The organism is Proteus alimentorum (genome assembly GCF_002607735.1).
Classification (GTDB): Bacteria; Pseudomonadota; Gammaproteobacteria; order Enterobacterales; family Enterobacteriaceae; genus Proteus; species Proteus alimentorum.
Genome location: NZ_NBVR01000035.1, coordinates 1 through 19,640, shown reverse-complemented (window position 1 = coordinate 19,640; position 19,640 = coordinate 1). Strand labels below are relative to the sequence as shown.

20 protein-coding genes are annotated in these 19,640 nt (G+C 37.3%); 1 reads left to right on the top strand and 19 read right to left on the bottom strand.

Annotation, left to right across the window (positions count from 1 at the left end; genetic code table 11):
* Window positions 1-9 precede the first annotated feature (9 nt).
* A complete protein-coding gene (locus tag B6258_RS14370) occupies window positions 10-402 on the top strand; it encodes a DnaJ family domain-containing protein (protein ID WP_099075842.1) in 393 nt (130 codons plus the stop codon).
* Between the two features lie 58 nt (window positions 403-460).
* On the opposite strand, the gene B6258_RS14365 is transcribed toward B6258_RS14370, so the two are convergent.
* The 19 genes from B6258_RS14365 to B6258_RS14275 form a co-directional block, all read right to left on the bottom strand.
* Complete coding sequence (locus tag B6258_RS14365) at window positions 461-2,035, bottom strand: AbgT family transporter (protein ID WP_099075841.1); 1,575 nt, start codon at window positions 2,033-2,035, stop codon at window positions 461-463.
* A gap of 611 nt (window positions 2,036-2,646) precedes the next feature.
* Window positions 2,647-2,964, bottom strand: a complete 318-nt coding sequence (locus tag B6258_RS14360) for a helix-turn-helix domain-containing protein (RefSeq protein WP_099075840.1) — start codon at window positions 2,962-2,964, stop codon at window positions 2,647-2,649.
* A gap of 23 nt (window positions 2,965-2,987) precedes the next feature.
* Window positions 2,988-3,821 carry an MrpH family fimbial adhesin gene (locus B6258_RS14355; protein WP_099075839.1) on the bottom strand — a complete coding sequence of 278 codons (834 nt, stop codon included), beginning with the start codon at window positions 3,819-3,821 and terminating at the stop codon, window positions 2,988-2,990.
* A gap of 20 nt (window positions 3,822-3,841) precedes the next feature.
* Window positions 3,842-4,393 (bottom strand): fimbrial protein, encoded by a 552-nt coding sequence (locus tag B6258_RS14350; protein WP_099075838.1) that lies wholly within the window; start codon window positions 4,391-4,393, stop codon window positions 3,842-3,844.
* 10 nt (window positions 4,394-4,403) lie between these two features.
* Window positions 4,404-4,850, bottom strand: coding sequence for a fimbrial protein (locus tag B6258_RS14345; protein ID WP_420820597.1), 447 nt, complete (start codon window positions 4,848-4,850; stop codon window positions 4,404-4,406).
* 56 nt (window positions 4,851-4,906) lie between these two features.
* Window positions 4,907-5,455, bottom strand: a complete 549-nt coding sequence (locus B6258_RS14340; RefSeq protein ID WP_099075836.1) for a fimbrial protein — start codon at window positions 5,453-5,455, stop codon at window positions 4,907-4,909.
* Between the two features lie 11 nt (window positions 5,456-5,466).
* Window positions 5,467-6,225, bottom strand: a complete 759-nt coding sequence (locus B6258_RS14335; RefSeq protein ID WP_099075835.1) for a fimbria/pilus periplasmic chaperone — start codon at window positions 6,223-6,225, stop codon at window positions 5,467-5,469.
* A 45-nt stretch (window positions 6,226-6,270) separates the two neighbouring features.
* Window positions 6,271-8,892: an outer membrane usher protein gene (locus B6258_RS14330; RefSeq protein WP_099075834.1), complete on the bottom strand. Its 2,622-nt coding sequence runs from the start codon at window positions 8,890-8,892 to the stop codon at window positions 6,271-6,273.
* Between the two features lie 20 nt (window positions 8,893-8,912).
* Window positions 8,913-9,473, bottom strand: a complete 561-nt coding sequence (locus tag B6258_RS14325; RefSeq protein ID WP_099075833.1) for a fimbrial protein — start codon at window positions 9,471-9,473, stop codon at window positions 8,913-8,915.
* A gap of 86 nt (window positions 9,474-9,559) precedes the next feature.
* On the bottom strand, window positions 9,560-10,087 hold the full coding sequence (locus B6258_RS14320) for a fimbrial protein (RefSeq protein WP_099075832.1): 528 nt from the start codon (window positions 10,085-10,087) through the stop codon (window positions 9,560-9,562).
* A gap of 1,948 nt (window positions 10,088-12,035) precedes the next feature.
* Window positions 12,036-12,356, bottom strand: coding sequence for a helix-turn-helix domain-containing protein (locus B6258_RS14315; protein WP_099075831.1), 321 nt, complete (start codon window positions 12,354-12,356; stop codon window positions 12,036-12,038).
* A gap of 21 nt (window positions 12,357-12,377) precedes the next feature.
* Complete coding sequence (locus B6258_RS14310; RefSeq protein WP_099075830.1) at window positions 12,378-13,205, bottom strand: MrpH family fimbial adhesin; 828 nt, start codon at window positions 13,203-13,205, stop codon at window positions 12,378-12,380.
* A gap of 21 nt (window positions 13,206-13,226) precedes the next feature.
* Window positions 13,227-13,775: a fimbrial protein gene (locus B6258_RS14305; RefSeq protein WP_099075829.1), complete on the bottom strand. Its 549-nt coding sequence runs from the start codon at window positions 13,773-13,775 to the stop codon at window positions 13,227-13,229.
* A gap of 10 nt (window positions 13,776-13,785) precedes the next feature.
* The gene (locus tag B6258_RS14300) at window positions 13,786-14,271 is read right to left on the bottom strand and encodes a fimbrial protein (protein ID WP_099075828.1); all 486 of its coding nucleotides are present in this window, start codon (window positions 14,269-14,271) and stop codon (window positions 13,786-13,788) included.
* Window positions 14,272-14,282: 11 nt separating this feature from the next.
* Window positions 14,283-14,828, bottom strand: coding sequence for a fimbrial protein (locus B6258_RS14295; protein ID WP_099075827.1), 546 nt, complete (start codon window positions 14,826-14,828; stop codon window positions 14,283-14,285).
* A gap of 13 nt (window positions 14,829-14,841) precedes the next feature.
* A complete protein-coding gene (locus B6258_RS14290) occupies window positions 14,842-15,600 on the bottom strand; it encodes a fimbria/pilus periplasmic chaperone (RefSeq protein ID WP_099075826.1) in 759 nt (252 codons plus the stop codon).
* A gap of 55 nt (window positions 15,601-15,655) precedes the next feature.
* Window positions 15,656-18,271, bottom strand: a complete 2,616-nt coding sequence (locus tag B6258_RS14285) for an outer membrane usher protein (RefSeq protein WP_099075825.1) — start codon at window positions 18,269-18,271, stop codon at window positions 15,656-15,658.
* Window positions 18,272-18,292: 21 nt separating this feature from the next.
* The gene (locus B6258_RS14280; protein WP_099075824.1) at window positions 18,293-18,853 is read right to left on the bottom strand and encodes a fimbrial protein; all 561 of its coding nucleotides are present in this window, start codon (window positions 18,851-18,853) and stop codon (window positions 18,293-18,295) included.
* 83 nt (window positions 18,854-18,936) lie between these two features.
* Entirely contained in the window at window positions 18,937-19,464 is a 528-nt protein-coding gene (locus B6258_RS14275; protein WP_099075823.1) for a fimbrial protein, read from the bottom strand.
* Between the last annotated feature and the right edge of the window lie 176 nt (window positions 19,465-19,640).

Here is a 19,640-nt window from a genome sequence, read left to right as displayed (position 1 = left end):
AGGTTTAAAGTGTCTATTTTAGATGAGTGGGCTGAACGCCATATAGAAAAAGCGTTACAAAAAGGAGAACTTTCATCACTAAAAGGAGAAGGAAAACCATTGATCCTTGATGATAATAGCCATGTTCCAGAGTCACTTAGAGCAAGCTATCACTTATTAAAGAATGCAGGTTTTTTACCACCTGAAATGCAAGATAGAAAAGAAGCCTTATCTCTAGCTGAAATCCTAAGTACATTAAATGAAACCGAAATAGAGAATGGATCACTGCAAAAGCGTTTGGCATTACTTGAGTTAAAATTGCAGCAGGCTGGTCTAGATACCCAATTTTTACATGCGGACTATGCCACACAACTCACAGAAAAATTGGCAAATCATAAAAAAGAAACAGATCAAAAAGAATGAAATAGCAAAATAGAAAAAGCCTATACATCCCTGTATAAGCTTCTTTTATCACAGAGAATTAACCTGCTGTTGGAGAATAATACGTTGGTGAGCCAGGTCCCACTGGTAAGTTGAATACAAATACCCATAAGTAGAATAATAATGACCAACCAATTAAGAAAATAACAGAATATGGCAACATCATAGAGATCATAGTACCAATACCCGTGTCTTTCTTATATTTTGTTGCAACTGCTAATATCAAACCAAAATAACTCATCATTGGTGTAATGATATTAGTGACAGAATCGCCTATTCGATATGCTGCTTGGATTGTCTCTGGCGCATAACCTGCAAGCATTAACATTGGTACAAAGATAGGTGCTGTAACAGCCCATTGTGCTGATGCTGAACCAATCATTAAGTTAATAAAAGCACAGATTAAAATAAAGCCTAAGAACAGTAATCCACTTGGCATATCAATGCTATTAAGTAGTGCAGCCCCCTTAACAGCAATAACCTGACCGATATTTGTCCAACCAAAGAACGCCACAAACTGAGCTGCAAAGAAAATAATCACTAAATAGAGCCCAAGCGTGCTCATCGAATTCGCCATAGCATCAACGATGTCTTTATCTGTACGCATTGTCTTAGCAATCCATCCGTAAACAATACCCGGAATTGCAAAGAATAAGAAAATAAAGACAACAATAGATTTTAAGAAAGGAGAATTACCAATTAGCCCTGTTTCTTGATTTCTCAATATGCCATTTTCAGGAACAACGGTTAGCGCCAAAATCACGCCCATAACAATAAAGGTTCCTGTCGCAGCCCATAATGCTTTCTTTTCGAGTGGCGTAACTTCAGCAGCATTCCTTAAATCATTTTCTTCATCATCAAGTTCGTTACCGTTATAAGGCCCTAGTTGAGGCTCAACGATTTTTTCTGTAATGAAGTAACCTAAGAAAGTAATAAGGAATGTACTGACAAACATAAAGTACCAGTTTGCTTCAGCACCAACGATATAAGTTGGATCTATAATGCGCGCTGCTTGCTGCGTAATACCTGATAATAACGGATCTATCGTCCCTAAGAGTAAGTTAGCAGAATAACCGCCGGAAACCCCTGCAAATGCAGCCGCTAGACCAGCGAGAGGATGCCGCCCTAACGAATGGAAGATAATTGCTGATAACGGTATCAGTACCACATAGCCTAACTCAGCCGCGGTATTCGACATAATACCCGCAAAGACAATCGCCAATGTAGTCATTTTACGAGGTGCTTTCATTACCACTAAACGCATAACCGCAGATAATAAGCCTGCACGTTCAGCAATACCGACACCTAATAACGCCACCAGCACCGTACCTAAAGGCGCAAATCCAGTAAAGTTGGTGACTACATTTGCCAATATACGACGAATACCCTCAGCATCTAACAAACTAATAATGTGGATATAGCCATCTTCTGCACGCCCTTTAGCGCCTTCTGGTCGGGGATCTTGTACCGTAACACCGAAGTATTCACCAACTGCCGAAGAGACAAGTAAAATAGCAATTAAAATAATAAATAAAATAACGGGATGGGGTAGCGCATTTCCTAGCCATTCCACTGTGCGTAGAAAGCGACTGCCTCCCTGTTTTTTTGTTTGCATCATTTATCCTTTTTATAAAAAAACAGAAAATGCACAGTACACAACCCTTTTTATTATGACCATCTGTTAATTCTATTTATAAATGCTTTATTTAAGATAAACATCAAGATAAAGTGATCAACTAAAATATTTTTTACCTTAATAAACAATCAAATAAAAATAAATCATACAATTACAAATCGCTCACATTAAAATTAATTTATAATATCTAAAATTAAAAAATGTGCATAAGGTAACATTTTTTAACATTATTGTGATTATTTATTAACCTTTACTACCTAAAAATACCTTTACTTAATAGTCAGAAACGATTAAACACTCAGATAAACCTGATAGTAACGGTTGTAATTACTATGAAAGGGGAAATAATGACGAATAAACAGTCAAAACAGGTTAAAACTTTAGATTATTTGTAACATGAACAGGTAATTTTGTAGTAGATATTGAATGTATTACGACATATAGAATAAAGAATTGATGATCTGAGAAAAGAAAGAGAGAAATCGAAAAATAAATATTTAAAAGACAATACTGTTGATATTTTAAAGATAAAAAAGGGTAAGAATGGCTTACCCTCTTTATCTACCACTCAATGAGAAAATATTTATTGATTAGAAGATAATATCTGGCGTAGATTCCGCCATAAAGTATATACACTTACTTGCGTGTCTATCTTCAGTCTCTTCTTCAACGTGAAAACAATCTTCAAAAAACCAGTAAATGGGGGTTCTTAAATAGACGGCTAATGTCACAAGGTAACTCAAATCTATTTTATTTAACCCGCGTTCATAACGAGAAAATTGTTGTTGGCTAACACCTAATTTATCAGCAATATGACCACCGGAATAACCAAGCTCTTTGCGTTTTTTCTGTATTCTTTTACCAACGAGTTCATTCACATTGATGTTTATAAAGTCATAATCCATCATCGCGTTTTCCAACTTTGTTTATATTAAGGCATTGCCAAAATTAATGTGCCAACGCCAGAAAATGACCCCGGAGCAACTCGACCATAAGGACGTAATACAGAGCTAACGACGACGGGTGTTGCTCTCCCTGCAGGTACAAAAATTTTCTCACCAGTTTCACCGGGTCTATTATTAAGATATAAATCCGCAAATAGGCTACCGTCTGGACGTAATCTGACATTTTGGCCATCTAGAGATGAGGCATAAACAACAACGTATAAGTCTTTATTGCACGTCACTTGAATTGTTTGTGAACGTTTATTCTGTGTTGAGTCACCGAGTTTATCTTCATCAATGTCGCCATAGTTGAGGTTGACAGAACCATCAATTATCTCACAAGCCCCAGCAGGGGGCGGTGCAATACCACACATTGATCCTGGAAGTAATAATTTTGTCGTTCCGGTTTCATAGAATAAACCAACACACTCTTGAATTTCACTATTAGGTACCCCTGAGTGATGAGCAACAGTAGGTGACGTAGGAAAAGTTTGCACTCGCATAACAGCATCACGCAATTCCGCCATAGTGCGATATTTTTGCGCGCCTGTTAAAATTGTTCTTGTCGCTGCCCCACCTTGTCCTGATGCATTATGTCTATGATTAATTGTAATTTTACAAGATGCACTACCATAACAAGGATTCAACGTCATCGTTGTTTCAGGATCCCAACGTTGAATAATAAAAGTATAGTTTGCAGAAGAAGAAGAAAGAACTTTAGATTCCGTAATATAAGAAAAAATAGAAGCCATTGATGATGCAGAAAAGAGCATCATCACACTAAATAAACATAATGCTGATAATCGTTTTAGGGTAAACATATTAACCTCAATCTTAATAATTAATCATAATTCAGATGGAATGTGGCTATGGCACTAAAACGACCTCGTTTTATTGATTCATTAGCAATAGCATTAGGCTCAGCTTGTATAAATGCGCGGAACCTTAAAATAGAATCCCCTGAATTTAAGGCAATATTGCTTGTTTCTTGATTAATCCGCAGTGGACTGCCATCAGAATTTTCTAATCCAATGGCAATACCTTCCGCTTGACTTCCTGTACTTAATGCAAGAAAACCTTGCCCAACCATTGCCTGATTCTCAGTACCACTAAATGTCACTCTCACCTTTTTATTAATTGAAAGGTCACATTCTGATAAATGAATTTGAAAATTTTGGCTATTGGTTCTACCCGAACCAATGTAAAACGTTTTATCCGGCACATTACCAAATTCTAGCGAAATGGTTTCATCGCCAGGTTTTATCACACAAGGTTCATCAACTAAGGCGCCATAAAGTCGCATATTATTCGGTGCTGCATTGGCTATGGTAGATATTCCTATTAGGAACGTAAGCCCGCAAATAACAGGAAGCGGTAATGTTTTAAGCTTCATTTTCACACTCCTATTGATATTCTGCGAGCAACGTTGCTGTCACTTCAAATGGGCCTTCTACTAATGTACTTCCTGGTTTTTTTACTGGTACAGCTTGAATAATAGGTGGTTTATCCGGCGATATAATAAAACGCTCATTTAAAATAAAAGGCTCACCATTTCGAGTCATATGAATAGCTAAATCAGTAATATTGGTTTGTAATCCAGCATCATCAAACTGGCTTTTAGGACCAATAATAGAAAGTCCCAGATCCCAGCCTTTTATATTTGGATCGCACTTTAATCTGTAATTCACGGGTTGAGTGTAATTAATTCCATCGACTCTATGAATACCAACATTATGGCCAAAATAAACTTCAATTAAGTTATTATTTTCAATCACACAAGGAGGTGGAATTAATAATGTTCCAAATAATTTCATATTCGGTTCATCCGCACTGGCAAATAAAGGCGACATTACGAATAATGTTGTCAGACAAACCTTTTTTAAATTAATAAGCATGTACTGACTCCTTACTGATATTCTACTCGAAGTGTTGCAGTAGCGTAAAAATCACCCCCAGTTAATGATGCAGCATAATCACGAACAGGAATTGCCTCAAATTGCGGAAAGTTAGGATAAGTGAAATTCACTTCTTGCCCCAATCTCAATAATTTATTTTGGTAAAGAATACGTACCCCTAATCCTGTAATATTTGTGCTCAAGGCATTTGAATCAAACCCAGTACCATTTCCAGAAATAGAGACTTTCATTGTATTTGTTGGCATTTTTCTACACTCAGCACTATAGGTAATAGGCTTTTTGTAATTAACACCATCAATACGCGTACTCATGACCTCACCAAAATCAACCTCAATCGTTTTTCCTCCATTGATGACACAAGGTGGTGGCGCGATAACATTACCCGAGATATAAACATAAACTATCCCAGGTATAGCGTTACCCGCTCTCGCTGTAGGAGGTGTATTTGCAACAGCAGTTGAACTCAGGACACCAGTAAATGTTGTCATTAATAAAACCAACACTGCTTTGCTTGTGTTAAACCGCTGTTCCATATCCATAAATAAACCTATTAATTTCCGATTGCTGTTTCTACAACCTTACACTCATTACCACTACAGCTAAATTTCAAACGAGGGCGCCCACCATAATCGTTGATATAACTTAATACGGGTGATGCACCAAGTGTAGAGGCTTTCAAATTAAGATCAGCACTGCTTTTTGGATCAACCATTAAAGGCATAAACCCAGGTATACTTTCACCTTTTAACCCTGTTAACCCATCGACAATTGTCACAAAGTAAGGCGTTGGATTATTAACCTGATAGGTATCCCCTTTTTTCGTTAGGGTGATTTTTTCCTGCCATGGATTTGTTAAATCAGTCTGTGTCGCATAAATCGCAGCTGGGCGATAAAACAATTTAATCCGTGTTTGTAATGCAATTTGCAGTACATTGGGTTTATCACTACGTGGTGGAATTTCACGTAAGTTAAAATAGAATACACTTTCCCGATCTTGAGGTAATTTAGCGACATCAGGTAACCCTTGTATTTTTATCTGGCTTTTATCACCGGGTTCAATACGTTGAATAGGTGGCAGAACAATTAATGGACTTTCCACTTTTTGCCCATTGACATCTTCCATCCAACCTTGTGCTAAATAAGGCAGATCTTTATTTTGATTACTGACATTAAGGCTAATTGATTTATCAGCTCCATTAAAAATGACACGAGTTCTATCCAATGCAATCGCAGCAATAGCTTGTTGGGTAAACACCATTCCCGTCAATAATGTGGTTGCTACAATGAATGAGCGCTTTAATAACATCATCTTTAATTACTCTTTTGTTTATAAAATCGTTTAAATTTTCCCTTCTCAACCTTCAGTTTTGACTAATTGTGGCTGAGATGGTGATTCGGTTCTCTCTTGTGCTGAATAAGAGATTGATGGAGTGTCTCCACACGTTAATAATAGTGAAGAAATAAAGATACCTTCATTTAATTGAGGTACTTGTACTTCACACTGTTTTTTACCACTCCAACGTACATCTAAAATATCACCCGAGTTTATTCCACTTAAATAAACATTACCGCTATCATTCACGATGCCCAGTTCTCGTCCTTTTTCTGTGGTAATGCTAGCGCCAAATGGTGGATAATTTCCGTCTTTCATGCGGACAATCGCCATCGCTTTTTGCCCTGAAATAACGTCAAACTCACGGTAACCTATCGCCCCTTCAGTCAGGGTTAATTGTTGAATTGAACGCACCGCATCAACATCATCAGGTAATTTATCTAAATCAATTGTTGCACTACTCCGATAGTAATTATTGATATCTGGAAGCACAGCTTTACCAAAATAGTTAGTATGGCTCACCGCTCCTAAACTTCTAATTGGTACATCAGCCACACCATTAGTATCGACTAATAGACGCGCAGCGCCTGGCATTGCCGTACGATGGAATGCACCGCCTTTTGATGTTAACGTCGCGCCACCTTGTAGAGAAAGTGATGCTGAGGTATTTTCACCTTGAATATGACTCGCACTTGCTGTTACCAGTGCTGTATCACCATAACGCGTATAATAAGCATCAGCAGAAGGACGCCCACGACTACTTAAACCTGCACCTAAGCGATAGTTATTATTGTCATCGAGGCGATCAAAATAGCTCACATTATGTGAATTACCATTCTTATTAATTACAGTGTTATAGCTAATTGTGGCTTTATCGCTCCAAGGCATACTGACGTTTAAATAAACACCATCATCATTCTCGCCATTAAATTTATTGCGGTAAGCAGATAAATTGATATTGATATTTTTAAAACTACCAATATCCATAAACTTAGATAAAGATAAGTTGTAATAATCGTTATTAGGCTTATTCCAATAAGTTTGATGGTTATAGTTAAGATAAGCACTCAAACCTAAATCTGGGAATTGCTTACTTAATGTTATGGTATAGAGCTCTTTATTATTATCACGATTGTTATCACGGTAACGGCGATCTAAATATTGATCCATACTCATAAAATCACGTTCTGAGAAACGATAACCTGCGAAAGTCACCTGACCATTTATTGCTTCAAAACGTTTAGAGTAGCTAACGCGATAAGAGCCACCATGATAGCGTTTATCATCATTAGGAATTTTTGCCCACGAGTGCGTTGCATCAAAAGAGATAGCACCCAACGCCATTAGGTCACGACCAATACCTAAAGAAACAGAGTTATAATCTCCCGCAACTAATGAACCACCATAGAGTGACCAACCATTGCTAACCCCCCATGAAAACTCACCCATTGCAAAAACGGGCCCTTCTGTCTTGTGATCCATATCAGAAGGCTTGCCTGCTGATAATTTATATTGCACTCGACCCGGACGTGTTAAGTAAGGGATGCTTGCCGTATCCATTTGATATTCTTGTACTGAGCCATCTTGCTCTTCAACACGAACATCCAGCTTACCACTGACTGCATCATTAAGATTTTGAATACGGAATGGACCCGGTGCGACCTGTGTTTCATAGATCACACGACCTTGCTGGCTAATCGTCACTTTCGCATTAGATTTTGCTACACCGGTTACTTCAGGTGCATAACCTCTTAAATTAGGAGGCAACATCTGATCATCCGTTAATAAACTGATACCCGTAAAACGGAAGTTATCAAAAATATCAGAGCGTGAATAAGTCTCACCCATAACAAGGCGAGCCCCCCACTGGGTTATTGCTCTATAAAGGTAATATTGACTCCAATCCCAATCATTCTCAGTACTACCATTCACACCCGTTGTGTGTTGATAGTTTGCTTGCCAATCAGCACGAAAACGCCAAACACCTAAGTTAGCACCCGCAGTACCACTCCCCGTAACTTGTTGTCTTTGTTTACCATTAGCGGGATCGGTCACATTAGCATTCAGGTTATAGTCAAAAATAAGTCCTGAAATACCTTCATCCCAACGAGAAGGTGGATCCCAATCCTCGGTAGCATACTCAACATAGGCTTGAGGAATAGTAACAATAAAACTACCTGCACCTAAGTTAGTACTTGTTGTCATACCCGGTATCGATGACTCATCAAGACAGGCATCGCCATCTTTCCAAGTTACCGCTTTGAGCCACTCAGGTTTCAACGTAAATTGATTGACTAATTCGCGAGGAATACAAGGAATACTCGCTTTAGGATCATTTTCGGGGACAATATAATTAATGGTATAGAGATCCGGTAATTCATTATTATTAACTTTAACAATAAATTCATACTTACCGGGCATAATATAACCAGCACGAGAGAAGTCAGATAAATCAATATTTTGTTTATCTTTTAGATCAAGAATATCAGAGTTAAACTCGATATCACTGGCTGCAAATGCCATACTAGAGGCGCTCGCCATACCAGCAATAATTAAATAGATCAGTGCTGCAACAGGTCGAATTGTATGCTGATTACTCTTTTTCTCTGCTTTTATTGAAGCAGTTTTGAATGATTTAGCCATAAATAATCCAACCAATCCATTTAATAATATTCAAGTTTAAAACGCAGGGTTGCCTGATAATTACCTGCTCGTGGGATGTCGTTATTTTTAATAAGTCTTGCTTGATACAACAAAGACAACGATTTGGTATCGATATCCACAGGAGGTAAAGGTTTCCCTGGTATTGCCAATCTTCCGTAACGGTCAGCAATAGCTAACGAAGCACCTTTCGCGTCGCCGAAAAGTTGGAATAATCCGTTCTGTGCGGGGCCTTCAAAAGTAGCAATAAAACGAGGACGTTCTGCTTGTGTACCTTTTTGGTCAACAAGGGAACATTCTGTTAATCGAATAGCAAAATATTCAATCGGTCCTTGGCCTTCAACAGCTAAGGTCGGAATAGACACGGTACTTAAAGAGATAACTTGCTCTCGACTTCCTGCCGAGATAGTACATGTTGGCTCTAATATAGAACCTTGTAGACTAACCACGCCGAATCGCTGATGTGATTTTACATCTTGTTTTATGTCGGTCACTGCCATTACAGGTTTAACAAATAATCCTGTTGCAACAAGTAATAATAGTGGCACCATTTTGCGATTCATTGTTTTCCACTCCATAAGATAAACCATAAAATAAAGCTAAAGATAAAGCCCTATACATCCTTATACAGGGCTTAAAAACACATCTATTATTGGTAAGTTAATGCGAAAGTTGCGATCGCAGTAAAGTCACCAGGTACAGCTGCATCTGTTGTAGAACCTTGTAAGTAAGCAGCAAAGTTCAGATCATTTGAACCATCACGAATAGTTTGAGCTTTAGTTGGTTCACCTAATTTAATTTGTGTACCACCAGCATCAGTAATAACAACTGCTGCATTTTTCGCTAAACCTTCGATACCTAAAGAGCCTGGCAGAATAGCCGCTGCTTCAGCACCAGTGAAGGTAGTTTGAACTGTTTTATAAGTTTCAGTAGAGCATTGCAGTAATTTGATTTTAAACGTGTTAGATACGCTACGGCCGCCATCTTTCAGTGCATTTGCTGAAACTTGTCCTAGTGGAACACGTTGGTCACCTGAGTTAGGATCGATTGAACATGGAGCATCGATGATTGAACCCCAAAATTCTACAGTACCATGACCTTGATCAGCAGCGAATGCAGAACCAGCAGCAACAGTTAAGCCTAAACCTAAAACTAAACCTAATTTATTTAATTTCATCTTTATGTTTCCTGAAAATATAAGAACGAAGATATTTAAAATAATAAAATTCAATATAAGCAAATTGCTTAAATGAATGACATGCTAAATAGTGTTTCTATATTTTGATAAAGTTCATCCAGCCAATTTCATATTTAATTATGAAATTAGATAAAGGAAGCGTATCAAGTTGGATATATTATTCTCTCTGCTTTTATTTAAGTCAAACCACCCAAATATCATTAAATCTATTTTTATTAATTTACTGATATTAGGTGTATTTTTTACATTTTCACACAAAATATTACTTTCCGAAAACACCTGAAACGGACTTTAAAACCAAATCAATACTCTCAAAAAGAGATATGTGAGATTTAAATTCTGCCATTTCAAAATTTAAAGTGAAAAGATCTGAATGTCTTTTTATGAATAGGAATAACAGCCAATTAAATAACATTTTCTTATTTATTTATTTTAACTTAATATAACTAAATTTTTACATAATGAAACAAATCAAACCTAACACATTGTTTTTCAAAAAGATCAAAAAAATTGATTTGTTAATTTATTTATTATCATTATTGACACCCATGCATAAACCACACAAAATAGATCTTTTAATGATAATCTTAAATTGAATCAAATATTAAAAACAAAACATCAAATAAACATAACTCTTTGTATTTAATAAATAAATTAAAAGTTACAATTTTTATAATTACTCATGTTTATAATAAACAACATAAAAAGAGGAAAAACATCATAAGCAATTGATTTAAAATTAATTATATAAATAAACTAATCAAGAATAGAGTATTTTGATAATAATTTAACACTTAAAGATAAGTATTTACACCTAGGAAATTAAGGTCAAAAAGCGAGTTTTTTGTACAACTTGCATTTTTTGATTAAGAACACTCCTACATGTTAACTAACTGATAATTCAAAAAAGAAATTCGTGTAAAGCCCGTTTTCCCTTCAAAAAAAAACAAAAACCTAATCATTTGATTGAGAATAATTACGCGTTTTTGGGTAAAATTTTTAATGTATTTATTAAGAGCTACTTCAAATATTTAAATTATTTATTTATTTGATTATTGACTATTTTACGTATTGCTACTAATTTCATTATTAGCTTATTCATATTATTACCTTCCCAGAGAATCCACATATTTTTATCCAAATAAAAACATAGTAAAATACATTTAATTTACATTATATACATAATGATTTAACATTACTTGTATCATGTGTATATATATTAGTCATTATTACTTGTTTTTTAATTATCAAATATTTTTCAATAAGAATATTGGAATTTTTTTATCTTTGCGATAAATTAGGAATAGTTTTATATTATCTGAATAGATTTAACTTATTTTCGAATAGTTAATTAATCTAAAGAAGTAAGTTTTAAGCTATATATTAGAAATAATCTTTTATCGACTAAATGATAATAAGTTAATATTTTAAATAAAAATAGAAAGTTTCATTAGAATTATTTAATTATTCAACTAACCACATCTTAATAAGAAGATCATTATTAGAGCATCTTTATTTAATAAATTAAGTTAGCTTTATTTATCTTTTTCACGATGTAATAAAAAAAAACAGGTTTAACCTAATAGAAATCGATATTTGTAAAAAACTCGCTTTAAGAGTATTCCGATCACACATTTCAAGAAAAACACCTGTTTTAAATAATTATTATCATCATAAAATGACTAATTTACATTTATGCCCCATTTTTACCTTTTATAAAACGTGTATAAAAGAGTAAAAATTGATTATCTATATCTTCCTTTTTTTCTGATTACACGATCAATAACTCAAGTTTGACTAACAGTACTTAGTCTTTTTTAGCATAAAAAAAGGGCAGGGTTTCCCCTGCCTTACCAATATGGTAATCAATCAAAGAAAAAACATACGCTCTAAAACACCAAGTTTGGGTATCCTTCAGCGGTATGCATTAGTACAAAAAAACATCCGGCATCGCTTCAGCAATAGTGCTACTTCGTTTATCAATACGCTGATTTTCAGATGAAGATTTTGTGGCAAAACAGTCCTCAAAAAACCAATAAATAGGTGTATTCAAATAATTAGCCAACAAAACGAGGTAACTTAAATCTATTTTATTCAACCCGCGCTCATATCGAGAGAATTGCTGTTGGCTAACACCAATTTTTTCAGCAATTTGCATACCGGTATAACCTAATTCTTTACGCTTTTTCTGAATTCTTTTTCCAACCAACGCATTAACATCAATATCTGTAAAATCGCAATTCATCATAATATTCCCCCATTATCACGATTAAGGCATCGTTAAAATAATTGAACCTGAACCAGAGAAATAGCCCGGAGCAACACGACCATTGGTATGTAAAGTAGAACTTACTTTTACAGGCACAGAACCGCCAGCTGGAACATTAATTATGCTACCGGTCTCACCAGGATAATCATCAAGAAATAAATCAGCATATAAACTGTTGTCTGAACGTAAAGGCACTCTCCCATTATCTGAACCTGATGCAATAACCATGACTTTCATCGCTAAATTACAAGTAACATTGATATTCTGATAACGCTGAGCACCCTCTAAACTATATTCATCTATATCGCCATAATTAAGGTTTACAGCACCTTCTGTTATTTTGCAGGCACCAACAGGTGGCGGTGCAATACCACATAATGATCCCGGTAATAAACGTCCTCTCGGTGATAATCCGCTTGAATTTGGTTGATAAAATAATCCCACACATTCCTGATTAGAATTTAAAGCAGGCCCTACGTGATTGGTTTTTCCTTCCAGTGGTAAGGAGATATTTCTTAGCACCTCTTCTCGAACTTCAGCTAAAGTACGCAACTTCTCAATTCTTGTGATAACTTGCTGAGCTGTCCCTCCAGTGCCATCCAGTTCATGTTTATGGTTAATCGTTGCATAGCAAATAGACCATCCATAACAAGGATTTAATGTTCCCGACGTTTCAGGATCCCAACGCTGAATAACATAGGTATAGGTTGCATTTGAGGGTGTTCCTGTCGATTCAGTAATATAAGAAAAGATAGATGCCATTGCGGGTGCCGAAAACAACAAACCTATTGCAATACATAAAGCTGGAAATCGCTTTAATATGGACATATAAAACCTCAACTCTAATAATTAGTCATAATTCAAATGGAATGTGGCGATTGCACTAAATGGGCCTCGTTTAATGGATTGGTTAGCAATCGCATCTGGCTCCCCTTGAATAAAGGCATAAAAATTTAAAATCGTGTCATCCGCATTTAACGAGAGTTTGTCTGTTTCTTTATTAACAGGTAGCGCATTTCCATTTTCAGATTCCAGTCCAACAGCAATACCCGCCGCTTGACTACTTGGGCTAATCGCTAAAAAACCTTGTCCTGCCATGGCTTGATTTTCATCCCCTTTGAAAGTGATCTTGACGCTTTTACCAATCGTTAAATCACATTCAGACAAGCGTATTTGAAACAACTTGCTTGGTGTTCTTTGATACGCATAAAGGTTCTTGTCTGGTATATTGCCAAAATCTAATTCAACGGTTTCGTCACCAGGCTTTATGGTACAAGGCTCGTCAACTAATATGCCGTGAAAACGCATATTGTCTGGCGCTGAGAAAGCGGTTGATATTAATCCCGTAAATGTGGCAAGCCCCAATACGAACGGGATCGATAACCTTTTTATATTCATCAATACGCTCCTATTGGTATTCAGCAAGCAATGTTGCCGATACTTCAAATGCACCTTCAGGCAAAGTACTACCTGGTCTTTTAACGGGCACCGCTTGGATCACAGGAGGACTATCGGGTGATATCGCAATACGCTCGTTTAATTTAAAAGGCTTACCATCTTGCGTAAGATGAATGCCTAAATCTGGAATATTGGTTTGTAGCGCCGCTTCATCAAACTGTGTTTTAGGGCCAATAATAGAAAGCCCTAAATCCCAACCTTTTAAATTTGGATCACAGACCAATCGATAATTCACCGATTCGGTATAGTTAATGCCATCTACTTTATGAATACCTACGTTGTGTCCAAAATAGACATCAATCAGTTCGTTGTTACTAATGACACAAGGAGGTGGTACTAATAAAGTGCCAAATAATTTCATATTAGGTGCGTCTGCACTCATAACAGAATAAGAATTCAGTAATGCGATCAGACATAGGTACTTTAATTTATTCATCTTCTGACCTCTTACTGATAATCCACATGCAGTGTGCCACTTGCGACAAAATCACCACCCACTAAGGTTTCATTCTGATCACGAACAGGAATAGCTTCTAATTCAGGTAAGTTGGGATAAGTAAAATTCACCGCCTTACCTAAATCTAATAAGCTTCCTTGATACAGAATACGCACCCCTAATCCCGTAATATTTGTTTGTAGCGCATTTGAATCGAACCCTGTTGCGCTACCCGTAACATAAACTTTCATGGCATTGGTTGGCATTTTTTGGCAAGTCGCGGTGTAGTGGACAGGCTCTTTATAACGAACACCATCAATACGAGTACTCATCACCTCACCAAAATTAACTTCGATCATTTTGCCGTCATTAATTAAGCAAGGCGGTGGCGCAATGACATTCCCTGAGATATTGATATAAACAATTCCTGGAATAACATCTTTCACCGCTCTAGCGGGTAAATTCGCAACAGCAGTAAAACTTAGGCCTCCAGTAAACGTTGCCAAAATAAGAATCAACACTGCTTTGCTTGGGCTAAACCGCTGTTCCATCTTCATAAAATAGACCTATTTAGTTTCCTGCTGATGTTTCTGTAACTTTGCATTCATTGCCATTACAGGTGAATTTCATCTGTGGTCGTCCACCGTAATCATTGATGTAACTGAGTACAGGTGATGTGCCAAACGCAGAAGTATGCAGATTTATCGTTCCTGTGCTTTTAGGGGCAATCATGATTGGTTCAAAACCATCTAGGCTTTTTCCTTTCAATCCTGTTAAACCATCCACTAATGTCACGTAATAAGGTGTTGGGTTATTCACTTCATAGCGATCACCTTTCTTTATTAAGGTGATTTTTTCCTGCCAAGGATGGGTGAGATCCGTTTGTGTGGCGTAAATCGATGCTGGGCGATAAAACAACTTAATTCGTGTTTGTAGTGCAATTTGCAGTACATTAGGTTTATCGCTACGTGGTGGAATTTCACGCAAGTTAAAATAGAAAACGCTTTCTCTATCTTGTGGTAATTTTGCAATATCAGGTAATGACTGCACTTTTACTTGGCTTTTATCGCCCGGCTCAATACGCTGAATAGGCGGTAAAACTAATAATGGGCTGTCAATACGTTCTCCATTTTCATTTTCCATCCAGCCCTGAGCCAAATAAGGCAACTCTTTATTCTGATTACTGACATTTAAGCTAATAGACTTATCTGCACCATTAAAAATGACACGCGTTCTATCTAAAGCAATCGCAGCAAGGGCTTGACTAGTTAAGACCATTCCAGTCAATAAAGTGGTTGTTACAATGAATAAGCGCTTTGATAACATCATTTTAAATTACTCTTTTTGTCTGAAATTATTTTTATCTTTCCCTTTTTTCCTAACCTTATTGCGTGATCAGTTGAGGTTTAGGTAAGGGCTCTGCTCTTTGATTGATTGTTGAAAGTGTTGCTTCACCATCACTACAAGTCAGTAATAATGAAGACATAAATAATCCTTCAACTAATGTTGGAATACGGACTTTGCACTGCTCTTGGCCATTCCAACGAACACTCAATACATCATCACTGTTAATCCCTGTCAGATAGACATTCCCACCATCATTGACAATACCGAGCTCTCGCCCCTTCTCGGTTGTGACACTGGCACCAAACGGTGGATAAGTTCCGTCTTGTAATCGAATAACAGCCATGGCTTTTTGTCCCGATACCACATCAAAGTGGCGGTAGCCTATTGCACCTTCTGTTAGGGTTAGTTGTTGAATTGAGCGTAATGCTTCAGCGTTATCTGGCATCTGATCAAGGTCGATGCTGGCACTACTGCGGTAATAATCATTGATATCAGGTAGTACAGCTTTACCAAAAGCATTGGTACGCGTAATAGCGCCGATACTTTTCACTGGTACATCTGAAATGCCATCTGTATCAACAAGTAAACGAGTACTCCCCGTACGGCTTGTACGATGTAATGCACCACCTTTTGGTGTTAATGTTGCCCCACCTTGTAGTGATAATGTGGCTGAAGTGTATTCACCATTAATATGGCTCGCACTAGCAGTAACCAATGCAGCATCAGCGTAATGCATGAGATAGGCATCTGCGGATGGTTTACCGTTACTGCTTAAACCCGCGCCAACACGGTAGCTACTATTGTCATCAATACGATCGTAATAGCTGACATTATGTGAATTACCGTGTTTATTAATCACAGTGTTGTAGCTAATGGTTGCGCGATCACTCCAAGGCATACTGACATTCATATAAACGCCATTATCATTGGTGCCATTAAATTTATTGCGAAACGCCGACAGACTGAGGTTGATATTTTTAAAGCGACCAATATCCATCGTTTTGGCTAATGACAAGTTATAGTTATCGTTATTAGGCTTATTCCAATAAGTCTGATGACTATAGTTTAAGTAAGCACTCAACCCCCATTCAGGGAACTGCTTACTAAACATAATGGTATAAAGCTCTTTATTGTTGTCTTCTTCACCACCACGATAACGGCGATCTAAATATTGGTTCATACTCATAAAGTCACGTTCAGAGAATCGATAGCCTGCGAATGTCACTTGGCTATTTATTTGTTCAAAACGTTTTGAGTAACTGACGCGATAGGAGCCGCCATGATAACGCTTGTCATCATTTGGAATTTTTGCCCAAGAATGGGTCGCATCAAAAGAGATAGCCCCCAATGCCATTAGGTCACGACCAATACCCGCAGAAACCGAGTTATAATCGCCCGATACTAATGAACCACCATAAAGTGACCAACCGTTACTGATCCCCCATGAGAATTCACCCATACCAAAAATAGGGCCTTCCGTATTACGGTTCATATCTGACGGCTTACCCGCAGATAATTTATATTGCACTCGACCGGGACGTGTTAAATAAGGAATACTTGCCGTATCCATTTGAAATTCTTGAACAGATCCATCTTGCTCTTCAATACGTACATCTAATTTGCCACTGACAGCATCATTGATGTCTTGAATACGAAATGGCCCAGGAGCAACCTGAGTTTCATAGATCACACGACCTTGCTGACTAATCGTCACTTTCGCATTTGTTTTTGCCACACCGGTTACTTCAGGGGCATATCCCCTTAAGTTAGGTGGCAACATATTGTCATCCGTAGACAAGTTAATCCCAGTAAAACGGAAGTTATCGAAAATGTCAGAACGTGAGTAAGTCTCCCCCATCACAAGGCGAGCCCCTAACTGCGTGATTGCTCTATAAAGATAAAGCTGGTTCCATTTCCAACTATTTTCAGTGCTATCAGGAAGACCTGTTGTATGCTGATAACTTGCTTGCCAATCGGCACGGAAACGCCAAACACCAAGGTTTGCTCCCACGGTTCCTAAGCCTGTAACTTGTTGGCGCTGTTTCCCTTCAGCGGGATCAGTCACGTTAGCATTGACGTTATAGTCAAAAAGCACGCCAGAGATACCGTGATCCCAACGAGAAGGTGGATCCCAGTTTGGCGCTGAATATTCAAGATACGCTTGAGGAATAGTAAGAATAAGGTTGCCACTTCCCAAACTTGCATTCACAGTCATTCCGGGGATGGAAGAGATATCAAGACAACTTCCATTATCTTGATATTTCACTTTTTCAACCCATTCAGGTTTGAGTCCTATTTGGTGGATCAATTCTGGCGGTAAGCAAGCCTCACTACCTTTGGGATCATTGGCTGGTACAACATAGCTAATGTTATAAAGTTCAGGGAGTTCATTATTATTCACGCGAACAACAAACTCATATCGGCCGGGCATAATATAGCCAGCGCGAGAAAAATCTGATAAGTCAATATTTTGCTTATCTTTTAGATCCAATATATCGGCATTAAATTCAATATCACTATTTGCTAAAGCTGAACTTGAAATACTGTAAGCGCCAGTAAGAATGAAATAGATCAGTACAGCAACAGGCCGAATAGTATGTTGTTTTTTCTTTTTTTCCGTCCCTAAACCAACGGTTTTGAATGTTCTAACCATAAGTTATCCAACCCGATCCATTTAATAGTATTCCAGCTTAAATCGCAGCGTTGTTCGGTAATTTCCAGCTTTTGGTATTTCGTTATTTTTGACTATTCGCGCTTGGTAAAGTAACGCCATTGATTTGGAGTCAATACCCACTGGGGGTAATGGCTTACCTGGAATGGCTCGCCTACCATAACGATCAGCTATCGCTAATGACGCACCTCTCGCTTCACCTGAAAGTGCAAAATTGCCATTCTCGCTAGAGGGACCTTCAAACGTTGCAATAAAACGAGGGTTGTCCGCTTCCTGACCTTTTTGTTCAATTAGCGTACATTCCGTTAATCTGATAGAAAAATACTCAATAGGTCCTTGCCCTTCAGTCACCAGCATTGGAATAGAAACCGTTGTCAGTGGAATAACTTGTTCACCACTTCCTGCTGCAATCGTGCAAGATGGTTCTAAGATCGAGCCTGAAAGATTAAGTACCCCAAATCGCTGATGCATGTTTTTATCTTGTTTTACATCACTCGCTACTGCTGTTGTCATCAGTAAGCTGGCAATAAGGCATAGCCATAGTGGTGTCATCTTGCGATTCATCTTTTTCTCCGTAAGAAAAAAATCGTTAAAAATAGACACAAGAAATAAAGCTCTGTACATCCTTGTACAGAACTTATTTTTTCTTACTGATAAGTCAGTGCGAAAGTTGCGATTGCAGTGAAGTCACCAGGAACGGCAGCTTCTGCTGAAGAACCTTGTAAGTAAGCAGCAAAGTTCAGATCGTTATTACCATCACGTAATGCTTGAGCAGCACTTGGTGTACCTAATTTGATTTGTTTGCCACCAGCATCGGTGATAACAACAGCAGCATTTTTAGCGATACCTTCAATACCTAAAGAACCTGCTAAGATGTCTGCATCTTCTGAACCAGTGAAGGTTGTTTGAACAGTTTTATAAGTTTCTGTTGTGCAATTCTCTAAAGTAATTTTAAAATCACGAGAATTACTACGACCACCATCTTTTAATGCAGCAGTAGAAATTTGACCTAATGGAACAGTTTGATTTTCTGAATCAGGATGAATAGAACAAGGTGCATCAATAATTGAACCAACAAATTTAACGGTACCGTGACCTTGATCAGCAGCAAATGCAGAACCTGCAGCAACAGTTAAACCTAAGCCAAGAACTAACGCTAATTTATTTAATTTCATCTTTTTGTTTCCTAAAATATAAAGGACGAAGACATTAAAAATAATAAATTCACTAGGATTGAATTATTCCTAATTGAATGACTCATTTATTGAGTTTTTGAATTTTGGTATATTAGTGCCCGTCCTAAACGAAATTAAATATCGTTAGAAACAAAACAAAATACACCAAATTGTTT

What these genes read in the sequence shown, in the direction of transcription:
- B6258_RS14365 (WP_099075841.1), bottom strand. Translation starts at nt 2,035, where the DNA reads ATGCAAACAAAAAAACAGGGAGGCAGTCGCTTTCTACGCACAGTGGAA.
- B6258_RS14360 (WP_099075840.1), bottom strand. Translation starts at nt 2,964, where the DNA reads ATGATGGATTATGACTTTATAAACATCAATGTGAATGAACTCGTTGGT.
- B6258_RS14355 (WP_099075839.1), bottom strand. Translation starts at nt 3,821, where the DNA reads ATGTTTACCCTAAAACGATTATCAGCATTATGTTTATTTAGTGTGATG.
- B6258_RS14350 (WP_099075838.1), bottom strand. Translation starts at nt 4,393, where the DNA reads ATGAAGCTTAAAACATTACCGCTTCCTGTTATTTGCGGGCTTACGTTC.
- B6258_RS14345 (WP_420820597.1), bottom strand. Translation starts at nt 4,850, where the DNA reads ATGTCGCCTTTATTTGCCAGTGCGGATGAACCGAATATGAAATTATTT.
- B6258_RS14340 (WP_099075836.1), bottom strand. Translation starts at nt 5,455, where the DNA reads ATGGATATGGAACAGCGGTTTAACACAAGCAAAGCAGTGTTGGTTTTA.
- B6258_RS14335 (WP_099075835.1), bottom strand. Translation starts at nt 6,225, where the DNA reads ATGATGTTATTAAAGCGCTCATTCATTGTAGCAACCACATTATTGACG.
- B6258_RS14330 (WP_099075834.1), bottom strand. Translation starts at nt 8,892, where the DNA reads ATGGCTAAATCATTCAAAACTGCTTCAATAAAAGCAGAGAAAAAGAGT.
- B6258_RS14325 (WP_099075833.1), bottom strand. Translation starts at nt 9,473, where the DNA reads ATGAATCGCAAAATGGTGCCACTATTATTACTTGTTGCAACAGGATTA.
- B6258_RS14320 (WP_099075832.1), bottom strand. Translation starts at nt 10,087, where the DNA reads ATGAAATTAAATAAATTAGGTTTAGTTTTAGGTTTAGGCTTAACTGTT.
- B6258_RS14315 (WP_099075831.1), bottom strand. Translation starts at nt 12,356, where the DNA reads ATGATGAATTGCGATTTTACAGATATTGATGTTAATGCGTTGGTTGGA.
- B6258_RS14310 (WP_099075830.1), bottom strand. Translation starts at nt 13,205, where the DNA reads ATGTCCATATTAAAGCGATTTCCAGCTTTATGTATTGCAATAGGTTTG.
- B6258_RS14305 (WP_099075829.1), bottom strand. Translation starts at nt 13,775, where the DNA reads ATGAATATAAAAAGGTTATCGATCCCGTTCGTATTGGGGCTTGCCACA.
- B6258_RS14300 (WP_099075828.1), bottom strand. Translation starts at nt 14,271, where the DNA reads ATGAATAAATTAAAGTACCTATGTCTGATCGCATTACTGAATTCTTAT.
- B6258_RS14295 (WP_099075827.1), bottom strand. Translation starts at nt 14,828, where the DNA reads ATGAAGATGGAACAGCGGTTTAGCCCAAGCAAAGCAGTGTTGATTCTT.
- B6258_RS14290 (WP_099075826.1), bottom strand. Translation starts at nt 15,600, where the DNA reads ATGATGTTATCAAAGCGCTTATTCATTGTAACAACCACTTTATTGACT.
- B6258_RS14285 (WP_099075825.1), bottom strand. Translation starts at nt 18,271, where the DNA reads ATGGTTAGAACATTCAAAACCGTTGGTTTAGGGACGGAAAAAAAGAAA.
- B6258_RS14280 (WP_099075824.1), bottom strand. Translation starts at nt 18,853, where the DNA reads ATGAATCGCAAGATGACACCACTATGGCTATGCCTTATTGCCAGCTTA.
- B6258_RS14275 (WP_099075823.1), bottom strand. Translation starts at nt 19,464, where the DNA reads ATGAAATTAAATAAATTAGCGTTAGTTCTTGGCTTAGGTTTAACTGTT.